This is a genomic window from Sphingobium sp. TKS (assembly GCF_001563265.1).
In the GTDB taxonomy this organism is placed as follows: Bacteria; Pseudomonadota; Alphaproteobacteria; order Sphingomonadales; family Sphingomonadaceae; genus Sphingobium.
In genome coordinates this window covers 1,647,460-1,665,980 of record NZ_CP005083.1, presented here as the reverse complement: position 1 = coordinate 1,665,980, position 18,521 = coordinate 1,647,460, and the positions used below count along the sequence as shown (strand labels likewise).

Genomic DNA, 18,521 nt, shown 5'->3' with positions numbered 1-18,521 from the left:
CCACCCGATCGGGCATTTGCTTAAAATGTATAGCGCAGGCCAAGCTGACCCATGGCATTGATGACGGCATCCAGCTGATCCGCCTTGGCACTGTCGATGCCGAGCGAGGCCGACGCCTGAAGATTGCGCGTGACGAGCCGGTAATAGCTGGTGAAGGCGCCCAGATTCAGCACGTCCAGACGATTGCCGCTGGCATCGAAATAATTGGCATAGACCGCCGTATCGATGCTCGACTGGCTGTCCACGCGATAAGTAAGCGAGGCATTGCCGTACCAATTCTGGTCCTTGGTCCCGCGCACGAACACCGTCTCACCCGATGGCGTCACGAACTTGCGCTGCGAATAGCCAAGGCCGATCCCCATGCCCCACGGCCCGCGCTCCGCCGCAAATTGCGCCGCGACGCCGCGATAGCGGAAATTGGCGCCCGTTATGCCCGCCAGCGCATCGTTGAAGCACTGCCCGCCGCCGGTTGTGGAGAAAGCGCAGCCGGTGAAGTCGCCGGTAAAGGGATTGCGCACCAGATTGAGGTTGCTGCCCGACAGCGCCGCCACATCGGAGGTGATGACCCGTCCGAAGCTATCGATCCCGTCGAACACCACCAGAGCGAAGGACTTGTTGCGCCCCTGCCAGATGAAGCTGCCCGAATAGGTCATGCCGCCATAGCGCTCGCCCACCCGCGCGGTCAGCGAGGTGCGGTGACTCGGCCGCCAGAGCACGCCGACGTCCCAGATGATGTCGTCGAAATCATAGATGAGCTGGCGCGGCGAACTTTCATCGGTGACATAGCGGCCGCTAGAAGAGATCACCGGCACGCCATTGCCATCGAGCAAGGGCGAACGCTGGCTGATCTTCATATTCTCATAGCCGACGCCGCCGATCAGCGCGACCGTGGGCGAAACCGGCAGCGTCGCGTCGATCCGGCCCCATTTGTCCTCGAACCGCTGGTCGAGCTGGCTCGCATCCTCCCGGCTGTAGCCCGCGCTGGCGACAAGGCCGAGCGGCATCCACACGCCGGGTCCGACACCGACGGAACCCATCAGATCGTGCGTCGTCGAATCGGCAAATCCCCCCCCCTGCGGCGCGCCCGGAGCGGACAGACTAAGATCATCCTCCACCCGCGCATAGCCGAGCCGATAGGAGGCGCTGATATCCAGATCACCGAGCCGCGTCATATAGGACGGCCCGACATAAGCAGCATAAACCTGGCTGCTATAGCCATCGTTGCGCACCGAAGCGCCCGACAGCCCATCGGTCCGCACCCGCGTCGCAAGGCCACCCGCATTCAGCGTCAATCCGCGCGCAACGCTATATTGCCCGCTGACGATGCCGCTGATGATATCCTGATCGCTAAGGTCATCGCCCCAGCCGAAGCTGTGCGCATATTGCAGGTCCGCCGACGCTTCCATGCGGCGCGTCTGCACGCTGGCCGTCACGCCTGCGGTGACATTGGTATAGGTCAGCACGTCGCCGCCGCCCTTGATCGGCGCGACCACGACCTGATCGATACCGAGATAGGGCGTGACGTCGACCTTGCGCCGCTCGTCCCGCGCAAAGGCAGGCGAGGTCAAAGCGATCCCCGCAAGAACAAGGGAGAAGCGAGAGATCGTCACCCCGCATTCCCCTGCCCATAGTAGCTGCCGAAGCGTCGCCCCCCGGTCGAAAAGCGCACGCCGTTCAGCAGCAGCTTCACCTTGGACGCGCCCTTCAGCAGTCCCGCCGCATCGCGCAGCGCACTCTCGGTGGTCCGGTCTGCCCGCACCACCAGCAGAGCGACGGCAGCATGGCTCGCCAGCACCGCCGCAGGAGAAGCCGCCAGCAGAGGCGGCGAATCGAACAGGATGATGCGGTCGGGCCGCCCTTCGGTCAGCCGATTGAGCAACATCTCCGTCCGCGCCGACGCAAGATATTCAGTGTCATTGTTGCTGCGTTGACCAGCAGGAAGCACCGAAAGCGACGGAATGTCCGTGCGCAACACGCAGTCCTCTATGGCAATCGCCGGATCGGCCAGCGCATCCATCAGCCCCGCCCCGGCCGTCAGCCCCAGAGCTGCCGGAATCCCCGGCTTGCCGAAATCGGCGTCGACCAGCAGGATTTCCCGCTCCTTCTCCGCCGCCAGGCTGAGCGCCAGGTTGATCGCGCAAAAGCTCTTGCCCTCGCCGCTATGGGCCGAGCAGATCAGAACCCGGTTGCCCCGTGCATTGCCCGCCAGCTCCGCGAGCAGATCGCGCTTCAACAGCCGGAATTCCTCGCTCATCGCAGTGACCGGGCCATCGGGCAGCAAATAGCCCGCCTCGACCAACGCGATCCGGTCGATCGGCTGCACCGGCCCGGTCCAGTCCGGCGCGCGATAGCCGGGTTCCGGCACCTCGACGGCAACCGGCGCAGGCTGAGCAACCTCAACGACCGCTTCATCCTGCGGCACTTCCACCGCAGGCGCAGCGCGCCCACGCAAAGCCGCGCTGAAATCGTAAATCTCGGTCGCCCGCTCGATCAGCGAGCCGCCGGACAGGGACTTGTGCTTATTCATCGTCCGTCCCCCTTCAGGCCAGCCCGCGCTGGATAAATTCGATGACGACCAGCAGCAGGCACAATGCCGCCAATGCACCGCTGGCCCCCGCAAACCATTTCAGCCGCTGCTTCTCCAACGCGACCTGCGCCGCGCTGACGGTCTGGCTGATCGATCCGATCACCGGCACGCCCAGCGCCTTCTCCAGCCGCGCCGCATTGGGGAAACCGCCCTTGAGCTGCGCCATGGCGAAGGCCGTCCCGACGCCCGCGCCGATCCCGACGATCAGCACAGCCAGCAACAACAACGGCCGATTGGGCGCGGCCGGTGCTGTGGGCAGGCTGGGCGGATTGATCACGCGGAACTGGACCGACCCCGTCTCGCTCTTCACATCGCCCCGCAGGCGGATTTCCTCGCGGTCGCCAAGCATCTTGTCATATTGCGTCTTGAGCACCTGATAGTCGCGGTCGAGCCGCTCCTGCTCTGCGGCAAGGCCCGGCTCATCCGTCTGGCGCGAGGCCATGGCATTGAGATCCGCCTGCAACTGCGCCTTCCGTGCGGAAAGTCCCTGCACGGTCGCGGCGCGCTCGGCCTGCATCGACCTGATCGAGAGATAGGCCGGATTGGGGGTGCTGCCCGCCCCGCCATTGCCCTGACCGCGCAGCAGGTCGACCTGCCGCTGCGCCGCGATCACGTCCGGATGGCTGCTGGTAAAGCCCCGCGCCCGCATGGAGGCAAGGTCGGCCTGCGCCTGCGACAGCGCCAAAGGCCCGCCCGAAGCGCCCATGCCCGGCAAGGTCGGCGGCGTACCCGCCAACTGCCCGTTCATCGCCGCCAGCGCGCTCTGCGCCTGCACAAGCTGCGAATCGATGGAATTGATCTCCGACCGCGCCGCATCCATGCGCTGGCCGATCGATCCCGCACCCGGCAGCATCCCGGCATAGCGCTGTTCGAATTCGACGCGGCGCTGTTCGGCGGTGGCAAGCTGCTTGCCCCGCTCGGCAAGTTGCTGGTCGAGAAAGGCCAGGCTCTGCTTCGTCTCGACCTTGTCGGACGACAGGTTGGTTTCCTGGAAGATGTCGACCAGCTTCTGCACGATCTGCTGCGATATGCGCGCATTGGCCCCGTCCGACAGGCCGGAGTACGCCGATGTCGCGCTGATGTCGATCATGCTGGGGTCGAGCTGCGCGACCACGGTAATGCCTTCGCGCAACTTGGTGATCTTCGCCGCCATGTCGCGCGGACCGTCGACGGTTTGGCTCAGGTCGGTTTCCCTGACCACTCGCTCCAGATTGGCCGTGCTGGCCAGCGTCTGGCGCACGCGGTCCAGATCCTGCTGCGACTGGACCTGGGTGATGCCCACCTTGTCCTCCAGCAGCGACTGGGTGTTCACATAGACCCGCGCCCTGGACTCATAGCTGTTGGGGATGAGCGCCACGCCCAGCCAGCCGAGCAGGCACACGCCCCAGGCGACGCCCAGCGCCAGCCAGCGCCGGGTCCAGATGCCATGCAGGACGACCAGCAGTTCGTCGACGATCGCCGCCATGTCAGAACATGCTTTCGGGAATGATGATGACGTCGCCGGGCGCCAGCATGACGTTCGCCTTGCTGTCCCCGCGCTTCAGCAAATCCCCGATGCGGAGCTGATATTCCTGCTGCTTGGCCGTTTCGCGGTTGAAGCGCACCAGCCGCGCCTTGTTCCCCGCCGCATATTCGCTGAGGCCGCCGACGGAGATCATCGCATCCAGCAGCGTCATGTTCGCGCGATAGGGGATCGAGGCCGGCTTTTCCGTCGCGCCGACGATCCGCACCTGCTGGCTGAACGTGCCGGAGAAATTGTTGACGATCACCGACACCAGCGGATTTTCGATATATTTGGACAGCGCGACCTTCAGGTCATCGGCCAGTTGCTTGGGCGTCTTGCCGACGGCGGACATGTCCGAAATCAGCGGCGTGGTGATGCGCCCGTCGGGCCGCACCTGAACCTTCGCGCCGAGATCGGGGTTGCGCCACACGAAGATGGTGAGGTCGTCCAGCGGCCCGATCACATATTCCTCGCCCGGCCCCTCCTGGGTCGAAACGAAGGACGCGGACGGCAATTGCTGCCCACCGCCCGCGGCACAGCCTGTCAGGAATATGGCCGACAGAGCCACAGCAGGCAGCGATGCGCCGATCAACGCCCTGGAAACCGACACGAAACGCATGATCTTCACCCTCTTGCTTGCTTGCCGCGCGCAAAGGGCCGCCAAGGGGGCAAGGCGGGCCGTCAAGCACGGGCTTTGACCGCCTTCTTGCCCGCAAAGGGTAAAGATACCGTTAGGAGTTAAGTTATTGGCAAATCAGCCAAGTAGAAGCTCTTGAGGACTTGGATGACCAAGAAAAGCGGCAGGGCTGGCAGAGGCGCCATAGGCCCCCGCCAGGAAGATCGCGATCAGGTCGCCCTCCTCCACGGGCGGCAGCGCGACCTTGTCCCCCAGCTTGTCGATCGGGGTGCAAAGGCACCCGACAACCGTCACGGCTTCCTCCGCAGGCGACTCTCCAAATCGGTTGGCGACGGCGATGGGATAGTTGCGCCGGACCACCGTGCCGAAATTGCCGCTGGCCGCCAATTGGTGATGCAGCCCGCCGTCGACCACGACGAAGGTTTCACCCTGGCTTTTCTTCACATCGACCACGCGGGTCAGATAGACTCCCGCCTCACCCACCAGCCAGCGGCCCAGTTCCATGGCGAACTCGCTGCCCTTCAGAATATCTTCCCGCCGGTCGAGCAGCATAGCCAGCGCATCCCCGATGGGCCGAATATCCAGCCGCTCATCACCCGGAAAATAGGGAATGCCGAAGCCCCCGCCCAGATTGACCAGCGGCGGCGTCACGCCCACCCCCTCGGACAAGCGCGTCGCAAGGCCGATGGTCGCCGCCTGCGTCTCGATCAACGCTTCCGCACCCAAAGCCTGACTCCCGGCAAAGATATGCCATCCCCGCCAGTCCGCCCCTGCCCCGATCACCCAGCGCGCCAGATCCGCCGCCCGCTCCGCATCCACGCCAAAGGGCTTGGCGCCGCCGCCCATGCGCATGCCGGAGCCTTTCAGGTCGAAATCCGGATTCACCCGCACCGCCAGCTTCGGCGTCTTCCCGCGCCGCTCGCCCAGCGCGATAGCCCGCCGCGCCTCGCCTTCCGATTCCAGGTTGATCGTCGCACCGCTGTCGATCGCGACAAGCAATTCATCGTCGCGCTTCCCCGGCCCGGCAAAGCTGATATGCGCGGCGCTCATTCCCGCTTCCAGCGCCCGCGCCAGTTCCCCGCCCGACGCCACATCGAAGCCATCGACCAGCTTCGCCATCCGCTCCAGCAAGGGCGCATAAGGATTCGCCTTCACCGCATAATGGAGCGCCAACGCAGACGGCATGGCGTCGCGAAAAGCGCGCACCTGCCTCTCCACGATCCCCATGTCATAGACGAACAGCGGCGTATCGCCCGCTTCATCGACCAGGCTCGCCGCGCCGCTGCCGCCAATCAGCAACATGCCCTCCTCGCCCTCGAAAAAGGGCGGGATCGGTCCCAACGGCTTCATGCGGCATACTCCTTCGCCAGCGCCACGCGGTCGATCTTGCCATTGGGATTGCGGGGAAATTCGGACAGCATGACGATCTCGCGCGGTTGCATGAAATTGGGCAGCTCAGCCTTGAGCCGCGCTTCAACTTCGCCCTTTAGTTCGGGCGAAGCGCTACGCAACAGCAACAACACCGCCTGCCCCAATCGCTCATCCTTGACGCCCAGCGCCACCGCTTCGGCCACACCCTCGACAGCGACGGCGGCTTCCTCGATCTCGGTCGGACTGATGCGATTGCCCGCCGACTTGATCATCGCATCGTCGCGCCCAACGAAATAAAGCAAGCCTTGGCCGTCCCGCCGCACCGTATCGCCCGACCATACCGCCATGCCGCCATAGCGCGACGCTGCGGGAGCCGGCTTGAACCGCTCCGCCGTACGCGCTTCGTCCCGCCAATAGCCCTGCGCCACCAGCGGCCCGCAATGCACCAGCTCGCCCGGCTCGTCATCGCCCGCAACGCTGCCGTCGGGCCGCACCACCAATATCTCCGCATGGGGAATGGCCGATCCCATGCTGTCGGGATGGCTGTCCACCAGCGCGGGCGGCAAATAGGTCGAGCGGAAGGCCTCGGTCAGCCCATACATGGGATAGAGGTCCGCCAGCGGAAACAGGGCCCGCAATTTCGCCACGAGAGGCCGGGTCAGCGCCCCCCCGCTATTGGTAAGCCGCCTGAGCTTCGCCGCCACCTCCTCCGGCCAATCCAGTTCAGCGAGTTGCACCCAGAGCGGCGGCACGCCTGCCAGCGTGGTGATATCCCGCCGGTCGACCGACTTCACCACATCGCGCGGCGTCAGATAATCGAGCGGATAGACGCAGCCTCCGGCGAACCAGGTGGAAAGCAACTGATTCTGCCCATAATCGAAGCTGAAGGGCAGCACGCAGAGTGTCCGGTCTTCCGCCGTCAGCTTCAGATAATCCGCGACCGCCACGGCACCGAGCCACAAATTGCCATGGCCCAGCATCACCCCCTTGGGCCGCCCGGTGGAGCCGCTGGTATAGAGGATCGCCGCCAAGTCATCCGATCCGGCGTCGGAAGGCTCCAGCGCCTCGCCGCCGCTCATCGCGCATGCCGCATCGTCCTCCCGGTGCAGGCGGCACCCCACGGGCACGTCGCCCGCCCCCAGAGTCGTCAGCCGACTCGCCGTTCCGATCAGCAGCGACGCGCCGCTGTCGGCCAATATATGCGCCACCTGCGCGTGCTTGAGCAGCGGATTGACCGGCACATGCACCAGTCCCGCCCGCGGCGCGGCGAGCGGCATCAGCGCCGCCACCGGCCCCTTGGCGATCCAGCTCGCGACTCGCGCGCCCTTTTCCAGCCCAAACCCCGCCAGCCATGCCGCCAGCCTGCCCAGCGTCACTTCCAGCTCGGCATAGGTCTGCTTGCCCGATCGGCCGTCCAGCGCCGGCCGCGCCGGATCGCCGCGCAGCAGCAGATGATCGATCGGCCGCACTTCCGCGCCGTCGACCGTCATCGGTCCGGTTACCGGCTTTGGGGGATCGCTTAACTCCATCTCCAGACTTTTTTCCTAAACGCCATGCTGTCGCCGTGGAGATAGTGGTTTGCTGGTCGCAAGGGAATATCGCAGCGTCACACAAGCGCGCCAAGCGCTCGGGACTGCGCTCGACCGCGCCTCCACCCCATCGCTGTTCGACCGCATCGACTGGTTCGAATCGCTCCACGCCCATTGCTTCCCCGCCACCAATGTCCGCATCTTCCAGGCGTTGGAAGGGCAGCATCAGGCATGGCTATTCCTCCTCTCCCCCAAATCCGGACGGCTGAGCGCGATTGCCAACTGGTACAGCTTCGACTGGACGCCGATCTTCCTCGGCCCGACCGACTGGACCGTCCGCCGCCGCCTGATCGAAGTCATCGCCCAGCATCTGCTGAAGGACAGCGCCCAGATCGGCCTCTATCCGGTGACGGAGACATCCGGCCTGCTGCTCGACGCCTTCCGCCGCGCAGGCTGGTTCAGCGTCCGGCGGCCGATGGGTGGACGGCATATATTGCATCTGAACGGCCGGACTTTCGAGGATTATTGGGCGCAAAGACCCGGCCGCCTGCGCACGCTGATCACGCGCAAAAGCCGCGCCAGCCGCTTCACCCTCAGCATCGCGGACCGGCTGACCGATGCGCTGTGGCGCGATTATGTCGCCGTCCATAACCGAAGCTGGAAACAGCCTGAAGCGAACCTATCCTTCCTCCACGCCCTTGCCGCCCGGGAAAGCGCCGCCGGCACGCTCCGCCTGGGTTTCGCAAGGCTGGAGGATCAGCCGGTGGCGACTCAACTCTGGACCGTGGAAAACGGCGCCGCGCTGATCCACAAGCTGGCCCATGATCAGGCCTTCGACGGCGCCTCACCCGGCAGCCTGCTCAGCCATGCCATGTTCGCCCATGCCATCGACCGCGATCATGTCGCGACGATCGACTATGGCACCGGCGACAATGGCTACAAGACCGACTGGATGGAGCAGCGGGAAACGCTCTACCGGCTCGATTTCTTCAACCCCCGGCGCGCCTCCATCTGGCTCCCCGCCGCGCGCACGGCCATTTCCGCGCTTGTAGGTTAGCGGCGGAACGATTAGGTAGGCGCCCATCATGCGGGCGGACAATATACAACCGGTCGACCGGGCAATGGATATCGAAACAATGATGCGCGCGCTGCTGCGCGATGTGCTGGCCTTGTCCCAGGACCGGGTCGATGCGTTCGAGGCGGATACGCCGCTGTTCGGCGCGCTGCCGGAACTCGATTCCATGGCTGTCGCTGGCCTGCTCACCGAAATGGAAGACCGTTTCGCTATTCTCATCGAAGATGAGGATATTGATGGCGATACGTTCGAGACTTTCGGTTCGCTGGTAGCCTTCGCGCGGGCTAAGGTCGGGAACTGAATTTCCGGATTTAAAAGCGCGCTTCTGCATTTTCGCAGATTCTCTCGAATGGGTGGAAGGCGGACGCTTCCTATTTTGTCATTCCCGCGAAGGCGGGAATCCATCTCCCAGCGTTGCATCAAGCGGTAGGTCAGGAGATGGATCACCGCCTTCGCGGGGATGACGAACTTCGAAAATGTCCGCAAATGGCCAAAACACGCCATTCACTTCCGCAAAGAAAAAAAGGCCGATCCCTATGGGACCGGCCTGAAAGTTTTAGGAGAGGATGCCTGAAAGGCCTCCTCCATATGCAGTGCAACATGTTATTTCGCAAGTGCGAAATGAGAAACCGGAATTGCAATCATTGCAACCTGATTAACGCCGTCGCACTGCACCGGAAAAATCAGCGCGTCAGCTTCTTGTAAGCCAATCGCGTCGGACGGTCCGCCGCATCGCCCAGACGGCGGCGTTTGTCCTCTTCATACATTTCGAAATTGCCCTCGAACCATTCGACATGGCTGTCGCCTTCGAAGGCCAGGATATGAGTCGCCAGACGATCGAGGAAGAAGCGGTCGTGGCTGATGACCACGGCGCAGCCGGCGAAATTCTCGATGGCCTCTTCGAGCGCCGCCAGCGTTTCGACGTCGAGGTCGTTGGTCGGTTCGTCGAGCAGCAGCACGTTGCCGCCCTTCTTCAGCATCTTGGCGATGTGGACGCGATTACGCTCACCGCCAGACAGCTTGCCGACATTCTTCTGCTGGTCCTGCCCCTTGAAGTTGAAGGCGCCGACATAGGCGCGCGTCGACATGTCGTGGCCGTTGACCTTCACATAATCGAGGCCATCCGAAACCTCTTCCCAGACATTTTTCGTCGGGTCGAGATGATCGCGGCTCTGGTCGACATAGCCCAGACGCACGGTCGAACCGATGTCGATCTCACCCGAATCGGGGGTCTCCTGGCCAGTGATGATACGGAACAGCGTGGATTTACCCGCGCCGTTCGGCCCGATCACGCCAACGATGCCGCCCGGCGGCAACAGGAAGGAGAGATCCTCGAACAGCAGCTTGTCGCCATAGGCTTTGCTGATGCCCTTGAACTCGATCACCTTGCCGCCGAGACGTTCGGGCACCTGGATGACGATCTGCGCCTTGCCCGGCGTGCGATTCTCCTGCCCGGCGACCAGTTCCTCGAACTTCTTGATACGCGCCTTAGACTTGGTCTGGCGGCCTTTGACGCCAGCGCGAATCCACTCCAGCTCGTCCTTGATCGCCTTTTGGCGGCCGGATTCCTCGCGGGATTCCTGCTCCAGACGCTGGGACTTCTTTTCAAGGTAGGTCGAATAATTGCCCTCATAGGGAAAATATTTGCCGCGATCGAGTTCGAGAATCCAACCCACGACATTGTCGAGGAAATAGCGGTCGTGGGTGATCATCAGCACCGCGCCCGCATATTCCTTGAGGTGGTTTTCCAGCCATTCGACGCTCTCGGCATCAAGATGGTTGGTCGGTTCGTCGAGCAGCAGGATGTCCGGCTTCTGGATCAGCAGCCGGGTCAGCGCGATGCGGCGCTTTTCACCGCCCGACAGGCTTTCGACCGACCAGTCCGACGGCGGGCAGCGCAGCGCTTCCATCGCGATTTCAAGCTGGTTGTCGAGTGTCCAGCCGTCGACCGCGTCGATCTGCTCCTGCAACGTGCCCATTTCCTCCATGAGCGCGTCGAAATCGGCATCCTCCGGCGGGTCGGCCATGATCATGCTGATCTCGTTGAAGCGGTCCATCTTGTCCGCGATCTCGCGCGCGCCGTCCTTGACGTTTTCAAGGACGTTCTTGCTGGTGTCGAGCTGCGGCTCCTGCGGCAGATAGCCGACCGTGATATTCTCGCCCGGCCAGGCTTCCCCGGTGAAATCCTTGTCGATGCCGCCCATGATCTTCATCAGCGTCGACTTGCCCGCGCCGTTGGGGCCGACGATGCCGATCTTGGCACCGCGGTAGAATTGCAGGTTGATACCGTTCAGCACCGGTTTCTGGGCGCCGGGGAAGCTCTTGGTCATGTTTTTCATGACGAAGGCATATTGCGATGAGGCGGACATGGCTGAAGCAGCTCCGAAAGGACAAACGTTAAAATCGGGGCGGAGTTAGCGGAGCCGGAACGCGTTGGCAAATGGGGGATGGCTCGCTAAGCCTTCACCCATGCAGAAAATCCGATCGGGCACGCTTGCCGCCCTTCTCTTCGGCAGCATCTTCACCCCCGTCCTTCCTCTCACCGCCGCGCCTTCCGGTGTGGACGCGATTCGCGCGTCCGCCCTGACGGACGGGGTCGCGATGGATTTCACCGAAGGCCTCACGACCGAAATAGGGCCCCGCCCCGCAGGCACGCCACAGGAAGCCCGCGCGCGGGACTGGGCCGTGGCAAAACTCAAAAGCCTGGGCTTCTCCAACGTCCGTGCCGAACCCTACACCATGCCCGTCTGGCTGCGTGGCCATGAAGAAGCCCGCGTGATCTCGCCCTTCCCGCAAAATCTGGTCCTCGCCGCGCTGGGCAACAGCGCTTCCACTTCGGACAAGGGGATCGAAGGCGAAATCGTCTATTTTCCTGCCCTTGCCGACCTTGAAGCCGCACCCGAAGGGAGCCTAAAAGGCAAGATCGCCTTCGTCAGCCACGCCATGCACCCGACCCAGGACGGCAGCTCCTATGGCTATTTCGGCGCCACCCGCCGCCAGGGGCCAAGCATCGCCTCGAAAAAGGGCGCCATCGCCATAGTGATCCGCTCCATCGGCACGGACAATCATCGCCAGCCCCATACGGGCGTCCAGATGTGGGCCGATGGCGTCAAACCCATTCCCGCCGCCGCGCTCAGCGTGCCTGATGCCGAACAACTCGCCCGCATGGTCTCGCGCGGTCTGCCGGTGCGGCTTCACCTGACGCTCACCTCGAAAATGCTGAAGGACCATCCCTCGGGCAACGTCGTCGCGGAAATCCCCGGCAGCGATCCGCAGGCGGGCGTTGTCGTCGCCGCCTGCCATCTCGACAGTTGGGACCAGGGCACGGGCGCGATCGACGACGGCGCGGGCTGCGGCATCGTGGCGGCCGCCGCGCTGCAGGCTGCCAAGGCCGGGACGCCCCGCCGCACCATCCGCCTGCTGATGGCGGGTGCGGAGGAAGTGGGCGGCAATGGCGGCCGCGCCTATTTCGACGCTCATGGAAAAGAAGCCCACGCCATGGTGATGGAATCGGATTTTGGCGCAGACCGCGTCTGGCGCGTCGACTTCAAGCTGCCGCAGGGGCAAGACGCTCTCGCCCGGCGGATCACGGCTGGGCTGGCGCCGCTCGGCATCGGCGCCAGTCGTTTGCCCGCTGGCGGAGGTTCCGACATCGAACCGCTGGTGAAGGCGGGCGTTCCGGTAATTGATCTCCAGCAGGACGGCACCCGCTATTTCGACATTCATCACACGCCCGACGATACGTTGGACAAGATCGATCCGGCACAGCTTCAACAGAATGTCGCCGCCTGGGCAGTTGCACTTTACGAAATCGCAAATGCGCCAGAATCGCTAGGCAGTAACTGAACTTTTATTGTAGACAACACCCTGTCGCGTGATTCTGTCGCTTCACCGACGCAGAAAAGCATTGATTTGTGCAGCGCACACGTTAATGCGGGTCGCTCGCGTAGGTCACGAATTTAACGTGTCTGACGCGGCAAAATGCTATGGGAGCCGTACACAATGAAGAAGATCGCTGTTGTTTTCGCTTCGGCCGGCCTGCTGGCCCTCGCCGCTTGCGGTGAGAAGCCGGCTAACGAGACCGCGAACGCTTCGAACGCTGTTGTTGAGAACGTCGTCGAGAACGCTGCTAACGCTGCTGACAACGCTGCTAACGCTGCCGACAACGCTGCGAACGCTGCAAACGTCGCTGGCAACGCCGCGAACGCCAAGTAATCTTCGCTTCAGCGAGATTTTCGAAAGGGCGGATCGTCTTGGTACGATCCGCCCTTTTTCTATGCTGGCAACGGCATAAGGGTCAAAAGCGAGATTGACGGGCCGCATGCTTCACCGCTAAGGCCCGCGAGCGCCGGGGAGTAGCGCAGTCTGGTAGCGCGCCTGCTTTGGGAGCAGGATGTCGCAGGTTCGAATCCTGTCTCCCCGACCACCCTTCCCGATGGTTTTCCGCTTGCTTGGTATGGAACGCCGGGCTTTCACATATCAGTGAAACAGCAGCCAAAGAATGATGATGACGGGGATGGGCACGCCCAACAGCCATAGCAAGATGCCTTTGCCCATCTGACTCGATCCTCTTTTAATTCTCTCGCATATTCAACTGCCGAAGCTGCGCAGATGTTCCGCGATTTCATCGGTTGCGGCTGCCTGTCTGCCCCCCCATGCATCACGCCCAATAAAAAAGCCGCGGCGCTCGACTTGCGGGCGCAGCGGCTTCTTCATTGGGCGCAATTTCGAACGAAGCGCAGCCCTCACATAGTCAGAACACCATCGCGGCCGGTCCTTCCAAGACCCGGCAGCGATGGCGCCCCAGACAACGGCGGCGTCGCCCCGCCGTTACAACTCAGAGCGCGTAATCGATCTGCGCCCAGAATTTCTTGGTGTCGGCATCGCCGGTGTAGCTGGCGATCCCCTTACGATCATAATCGGCATATTTGACGAGCGCGCTCAGATGCTTGTTCAGCTTCATCGTGACCTGCGCATTATATTCATCGCCATAATGGATCGACAGCCGGTCGCTGCTGAAGTGATGATAGGTGAAGGACGCCACCAGCGGCCCGGCCTTGCCCAGCTTCGGCACGGTATAGGCGATCCCGGCATAATAGTCCTGAATGCCCGTGCCCGGCGTGGTCAGGAACTTGTCGGCCCAGCCATTGAACTTGTGCAGCGTCGCAAAAGGCGTCTGGAAAGCGAAACCACCCGCAATCCCGGTCGCACCCGCATCTGACCCCAACAGTTCATAGCCGCCCGTCAGCTTGAAGGCAGCGACGTCCAGCCCCAGTTCCGCGCTGACATAGTCCGCCGAATAATCGACCGGATTGGTCGCATAGTCGCTCTGCCGCGCATAGCTGGCGAGGTAGCTGAGCTTCACCTTCTTCGTGAACGGCACGGCGCCCATGAAACGCGCGCCATAGGTCTGGCTGCTGTTCCGCCGCAGCGCGACGACGGCTTCATCCTCGTCCACCAGATAGGCAAAGCCGGTCAGCGTCCCCAGCTTCGTCTTGTAGGAGACATTGGCGAAGACATTGTCGCCGTCGATGTTCGTCGGCCGGTTGGTCGATCCGAACTTGCCGCCGTCAATGCCCCAGATGGTCCGCGCCGAAATCGCATAGGTGACGTCGACCTTGAGGTTCTTCACGCCCATATATTCGACGCGCACCGCATCGAAAGTCTGTTCATTCTGCCGCCATGCGACCGATCCGACAAAACGCTGATCGTCCAGATTGATCCGCTGGCGTCCGACGGTCACGATCAGAGGCTTGGTGCGATACTGGATCTGCACCCGATTAGCCTCGACATTTTCCGGATCAGCGACGATCGGATAGAGCGTCTTCCCATTGACGCCGCTATTATAATCCTCGTTGATCGCCAGAGTGCCTTCCGCTTCCGCCAGGAAAGCCCATGGCCCCTTGGAAATTTCGCCACCCGCGCGCACCCGCATCGTCACCGCTTCAGCGTCGCGGCTGCTGGTGAGAGGCGCCGGGCCGGCCTGATCGACCGTCTCGTAACGCAGCCGCGCTTCGACGATCGGCTTGAACACCACGTCCTGCGCCAGCGCCGGTGCCGCGATCGCGGACAACCCCATTATTGGGGCCGAAGCCGACAACAAGAAACAAACTCTACGCATAAATCCCCCTTCATTGCTCCCGATGGCTCTTTGGGCCTTTCAGGGCATCCTCTCGATTTTCTTGATTTTCAGGCGGCGAGCGTCGCCGGATTGCGGTAGCGCTCGTGCAGGAAATGTATGACGGCGGAGCGCGCCTCGGCATATTCAACCGTATCGATGGCCTCCAGCCGGTTCCGGGGCCGCGCCAGCGATACGGCCCGATCCTCTCCGATCCGCGCCGCCGGGCCGTTGGTCATCATGACGACCCGATCGGCCAGCAACACCGCTTCATCGACATCATGGGTGATCATCAGCACGGTGTTGTTGAGCCGCGCCTGCAGATCCATCACCACATCCTGAAGCGCCGCCCGCGTCAGCGCATCGAGCGCTCCGAAAGGCTCGTCCATCAGCAGAACGCGCGGGTTCATTGCAATGGCGCGGGCGATCCCGACGCGCTGCTTCATGCCGCCGGACAGTTCGCCGGGGCGCTTGCCCGCGGCATGGGTCATCTGGACCAGTTCCAGATTGTGCATGACCCAATCCTTGCGCTCGGCCTTGTTCTTGCCCCCCGCCGTCTTGTCGACCGCAAGGCGCACATTCTCTTCCACCGTCAGCCAGGGCAGCAGGCTATGGTCCTGAAAAACCACCGCCCGGTCCGGCCCCGGCGCATCCACCACCTGCCCGTCGAGGAAGATGGCGCCGCGGGTCGGCTTGACCAACCCCGCCACGGCATTGAGCAGGGTCGATTTGCCGCAGCCAGAATGGCCGATCAGCGCCACGAACTGCCCCTTTTCGACTTCCAGATCGATCCCGTCGAGCGCACAGAAGCGCCCTGCCTTGGTCGGGAATTCGACGGTGATGCCTTCAAGCGCGAGATAGCTGCGCTGTTTCATGGTCCTGCCTCCCCTTTTCAGCCGGCGCGGCCGATGATGCGGCCTGCAAAGGCGACGATACGGTCCAGCGTGAAACCCACCATGCCGATCCAGATCAGCGCGACGATGGTGTCGGTCAGCAGCGAGCTGTTATAGCTGTCCCAGATGAAGAAGCCGACGCCGGTGCCGCCCTGCACCATTTCGGCGGCGACGATGGCGAGCCAGCTCATGCCGACGCCGATGCGCAGCCCGGTGAACATGTGCGGCACGGTCGCGGGCAACATGATCCGCACGAAATATTCGAAGGGATTGAGCGCCAGCACCTTGGCGACATTGCGATAAGCGGTCGGGAGGGTCTGCACGCCCGCCGCCGTGTTCAATATGATCGGCCAGATCGCGGTGATGAAGATCAGGAAGATCGCGGACGGCTGCGCCTGCTGGAAGATCGCCAGACTGATCGGCAGCCAGGCCAGCGGCGGCACGGTCCGCAACACCTGGAACAGCGGATCGAGCGCGCGGAAGGCAAAGACGCTCTGTCCGATCAATATGCCCAGCGCCACCCCGATCACCGCCGCGATGCTGTAGCCGATCAAAACGCGGCTAAGGCTGGTCAGCACATGCCCGGCAATGCCGACATCGCCGCCGTCCTGGATGCTGAAATGGGTAAGGCCGATTTCCACACCCTTGAACGGATGGATGATGACCTCATGGCTTTCCTGCCAGACCTTGAGCGGGCTGGGGAAAGTCGCGTCCGGCGATCCGCAAAGCAATTGCCAGAAGGCAAGCAGCGCGGCGATCATCACCATGGTCGGCAGCGCGTTCGCCACCATCGATCGCGCACCCCGGATGAGCGGATGCACGGGTACGGCGACCGGCTCGAAACTGCGCCGGGCAATGGCCTCTTCGGGATAGGGCACGATCACCCCCAATTCGGTAGCGGTGGCACCGCCGGCCGAAGCCGACGGTCCGCTTGTCTTGCCGCCTGTCCTGCCGTTGCTGTGCGATGGCGACGCCATGCTCGTCTCCTTGCTCATCAGACCCGCTTGATCGCCAGGCTGGCGAGATAAGCCTTGGGATTGGCAGGATCGAAGGTCTTGCCGTCGAAGAATTTCTCGACGCCGCGGCTGTCGCTGGCCGGCCCCTTGCCGCCCAGCATCGCGGCCGCCTTGCGCCAGATGTCGGAGCGGTTGACCTTGGCGATCGTGCCCTTGGTATCGAGCGTCATGGGCAGCTTGCCCCAGCGCTGGTTCTCGGTAAGGAACCAGAGGTCATGGCTCTTGTAGGGGAAGGACGCATAGCCCGCGAAGAACTTCATCTTGAAGGCCGCGTTCGGGAATTTCCGCCCGTCGCCCATGTTGAAATTGCCCTGCAGACGGTCGGCAATGTCGGTGATCGGGCATTTCAGATAGTCGCGGCCCGAAATCGTGCCCGCCAGCCGGGTGATGTTGCCCGGATTGTCGGCCCAGCGCTGCGCCTCGATGATCGCCGCCGTGATCGCCTGTGCCGCTTTGGGATATTTCGCCACCCAGTCGGAGCGCATCGCGAAGCTCTTTTCGGGGTGGTTCATCCACATCTGGCCAGTGGAAACGGCGGTGTAACCAAGCTGCTGCGCGACGAGCTGGTCATTCCACGGCTCGCCCACGCAGAAGGCGTCCATGGTGTCGGCCTTCATGTTCGCGACCATCTGCGGCGGCGGCACGGTGATCAGCTCCACATCCTTGTCCGGATCGATCCCGCCGGCCGCCAGCCAGTAACGCAGCCACATGTCATGCGTGCCGCCGGGGAAGGTCATGGCCATGGTGATCTTCTTGCCCGCCGCCTTGCGTTGAGCGATCACGCCCTTCATCTTGCCGGCGTTGAGATCGGCCTTGGCTCCCAGATATTCCTTGGAAACGGAAATCGCCTGGCCGTTGACGTTGAGGCGGGCGAGAATGCTCATCGGCGTGGCCTTACCGATCGCGCCCAGCGTCAGCAGATAGGGCATGGGCGTCAGGATATGCGCACCATCGATGCCGCCACCGCCGCTGCCCAGCACCAGATTGTCGCGCGTCGCGCCCCAGCTCGCCTGCTTCGCCACCTGCACGTCGGGCATGCCATATTTCGCGAAGAAGCCCAGTTCCTTGGCGATGATCAGCGGCGCTGCGTCGGTCAGCGCGATGAAACCCAGCTTGGCTCCGGTCACTTCCGGCCCAGCGCCCTGCGCGAATGCGCCCGACGGAAAGGCCTGCTGCACCGCAGCGAACAGCGCCGCCGTACCGCTCGTCTTGAGCAATCCACGCCGGCTGACGTCGCCTGGATTATCCCCCTGTGCCATTCCCCAAAATCCTTCCTTGTTAATCACCACCGCTGCGCAACATGCACAACCAGCCATCGCCGGAAGCCTGCCCAGCGCACGAAAATCGATGTAGAGAGCCGCCCGGCAGCACCCATGCCGCCAGCGAAAAACCAAATAAAAAAGCCGCCGGGACGAAGGTCGTAAAACCTGTCCGGGCGGCGTCATTGCCATGCGGTCTTTTGAAGACCTGGATCGAACCTTTGCCGTCATCGGCCGGTTCAACCTAAGCGTCGAAGCGCCCCTGCTTCGACAGATAGGAAGCTGTCACCGATTCGTCCGAGTCGCAAGCAAAATTTTTGCGTTGCACAAAATGCAACTGCTCACCGCTTTTCTGCATTTGCAAAAGTCAAGCACGAACCGTGCACTATCATGCAGAATCTGATGTGCAGCCTGATTGGGAAGAGGAAAGGAAATTGGTGGGCCCGGCAGGACTCGAACCCGCAACCTAGCCGTTATGAGCGGCCAGCTCTAACCATTGAGCTACAGGCCCCACCTTGTTTTGCCCGGATAG

16 protein-coding genes and 2 tRNA genes are annotated in these 18,521 nt (G+C 62.9%); 5 read left to right on the top strand and 13 right to left on the bottom strand.

The genetic code is table 11. The annotated features are described in order from the left end of the window. Positions 1-20 precede the first annotated feature (20 nt). The 6 genes from K426_RS08395 to K426_RS08370 all read right to left on the bottom strand — a co-directional run bounded on the left by K426_RS08395 (position 21) and on the right by K426_RS08370 (position 7,628). Positions 21-1,610, bottom strand: a complete 1,590-nt coding sequence (locus K426_RS08395; protein ID WP_066555903.1) for a hypothetical protein — start codon at positions 1,608-1,610, stop codon at positions 21-23. Beyond that, positions 1,607-2,527: an AAA family ATPase gene (locus tag K426_RS08390; RefSeq protein WP_066555901.1), complete on the bottom strand. Its 921-nt coding sequence runs from the start codon at positions 2,525-2,527 to the stop codon at positions 1,607-1,609. Before K426_RS08390 ends, K426_RS08395 begins: the two co-directional genes overlap by 4 nt. Before the next feature lie 13 nt (positions 2,528-2,540). Next, a complete protein-coding gene (locus K426_RS08385) occupies positions 2,541-4,052 on the bottom strand; it encodes an XrtA system polysaccharide chain length determinant (protein WP_066555898.1) in 1,512 nt (503 codons plus the stop codon). Between the two features lies 1 nt (position 4,053). Then, positions 4,054-4,710, bottom strand: a complete 657-nt coding sequence (locus tag K426_RS08380; RefSeq protein WP_066561541.1) for an XrtA/PEP-CTERM system exopolysaccharide export protein — start codon at positions 4,708-4,710, stop codon at positions 4,054-4,056. Between the two features lie 135 nt (positions 4,711-4,845). After that, complete coding sequence (locus K426_RS08375; protein WP_066555895.1) at positions 4,846-6,078, bottom strand: pyridoxal-dependent decarboxylase, exosortase A system-associated; 1,233 nt, start codon at positions 6,076-6,078, stop codon at positions 4,846-4,848. After that, positions 6,075-7,628: an acyl-CoA ligase (AMP-forming), exosortase A system-associated gene (locus tag K426_RS08370; protein ID WP_197672771.1), complete on the bottom strand. Its 1,554-nt coding sequence runs from the start codon at positions 7,626-7,628 to the stop codon at positions 6,075-6,077. The genes K426_RS08375 and K426_RS08370 overlap by 4 nt, the downstream gene beginning before the upstream one ends. A gap of 49 nt (positions 7,629-7,677) precedes the next feature. On the opposite strand from K426_RS08370, the gene K426_RS08365 reads away from it, so the two are divergent. Next, positions 7,678-8,685 carry a GNAT family N-acetyltransferase gene (locus K426_RS08365; protein WP_066555890.1) on the top strand — a complete coding sequence of 336 codons (1,008 nt, stop codon included), beginning with the start codon at positions 7,678-7,680 and terminating at the stop codon, positions 8,683-8,685. A 28-nt stretch (positions 8,686-8,713) separates the two neighbouring features. After that, positions 8,714-9,004 carry an acyl carrier protein gene (locus K426_RS08360; protein WP_066555889.1) on the top strand — a complete coding sequence of 97 codons (291 nt, stop codon included), beginning with the start codon at positions 8,714-8,716 and terminating at the stop codon, positions 9,002-9,004. A 382-nt stretch (positions 9,005-9,386) separates the two neighbouring features. On the opposite strand, the gene ettA is transcribed toward K426_RS08360, so the two are convergent. Further along, positions 9,387-11,072, bottom strand: a complete 1,686-nt coding sequence (gene ettA / locus K426_RS08355; protein ID WP_066555887.1) for an energy-dependent translational throttle protein EttA — start codon at positions 11,070-11,072, stop codon at positions 9,387-9,389. Between the two features lie 100 nt (positions 11,073-11,172). On the opposite strand from ettA, the gene K426_RS08350 reads away from it, so the two are divergent. From K426_RS08350 to K426_RS08340, 3 genes are all read left to right on the top strand, one after another. Further along, positions 11,173-12,549 (top strand): M28 family peptidase, encoded by a 1,377-nt coding sequence (locus K426_RS08350; protein WP_066555886.1) that lies wholly within the window; start codon positions 11,173-11,175, stop codon positions 12,547-12,549. A 156-nt stretch (positions 12,550-12,705) separates the two neighbouring features. Continuing rightward, complete coding sequence (locus K426_RS08345) at positions 12,706-12,918, top strand: hypothetical protein (RefSeq protein WP_046762803.1); 213 nt, start codon at positions 12,706-12,708, stop codon at positions 12,916-12,918. Between the two features lie 134 nt (positions 12,919-13,052). Beyond that, positions 13,053-13,129: transfer RNA gene (locus K426_RS08340), tRNA-Pro, on the top strand. Between the two features lie 164 nt (positions 13,130-13,293). Here K426_RS08340 and K426_RS32840 read toward each other — a convergent pair. The 6 genes from K426_RS32840 to K426_RS08315 all read right to left on the bottom strand — a co-directional run bounded on the left by K426_RS32840 (position 13,294) and on the right by K426_RS08315 (position 18,500). Further along, a complete protein-coding gene (locus K426_RS32840) occupies positions 13,294-13,419 on the bottom strand; it encodes a hypothetical protein (protein ID WP_257721809.1) in 126 nt (41 codons plus the stop codon). Positions 13,420-13,540: 121 nt separating this feature from the next. Then, the gene (locus K426_RS08335; RefSeq protein ID WP_066555884.1) at positions 13,541-14,824 is read right to left on the bottom strand and encodes an alginate export family protein; all 1,284 of its coding nucleotides are present in this window, start codon (positions 14,822-14,824) and stop codon (positions 13,541-13,543) included. Between the two features lie 68 nt (positions 14,825-14,892). Beyond that, positions 14,893-15,696 carry an ABC transporter ATP-binding protein gene (locus tag K426_RS08330; RefSeq protein ID WP_066555882.1) on the bottom strand — a complete coding sequence of 268 codons (804 nt, stop codon included), beginning with the start codon at positions 15,694-15,696 and terminating at the stop codon, positions 14,893-14,895. Between the two features lie 17 nt (positions 15,697-15,713). Next, a complete protein-coding gene (gene ntrB, locus K426_RS08325; protein ID WP_237229984.1) occupies positions 15,714-16,691 on the bottom strand; it encodes a nitrate ABC transporter permease in 978 nt (325 codons plus the stop codon). Between the two features lie 17 nt (positions 16,692-16,708). Then, positions 16,709-17,989, bottom strand: a complete 1,281-nt coding sequence (locus K426_RS08320; protein ID WP_066555878.1) for a CmpA/NrtA family ABC transporter substrate-binding protein — start codon at positions 17,987-17,989, stop codon at positions 16,709-16,711. 435 nt (positions 17,990-18,424) lie between these two features. After that, positions 18,425-18,500: transfer RNA gene (locus tag K426_RS08315), tRNA-Ile, on the bottom strand. Positions 18,501-18,521: the final 21 nt, after the last annotated feature.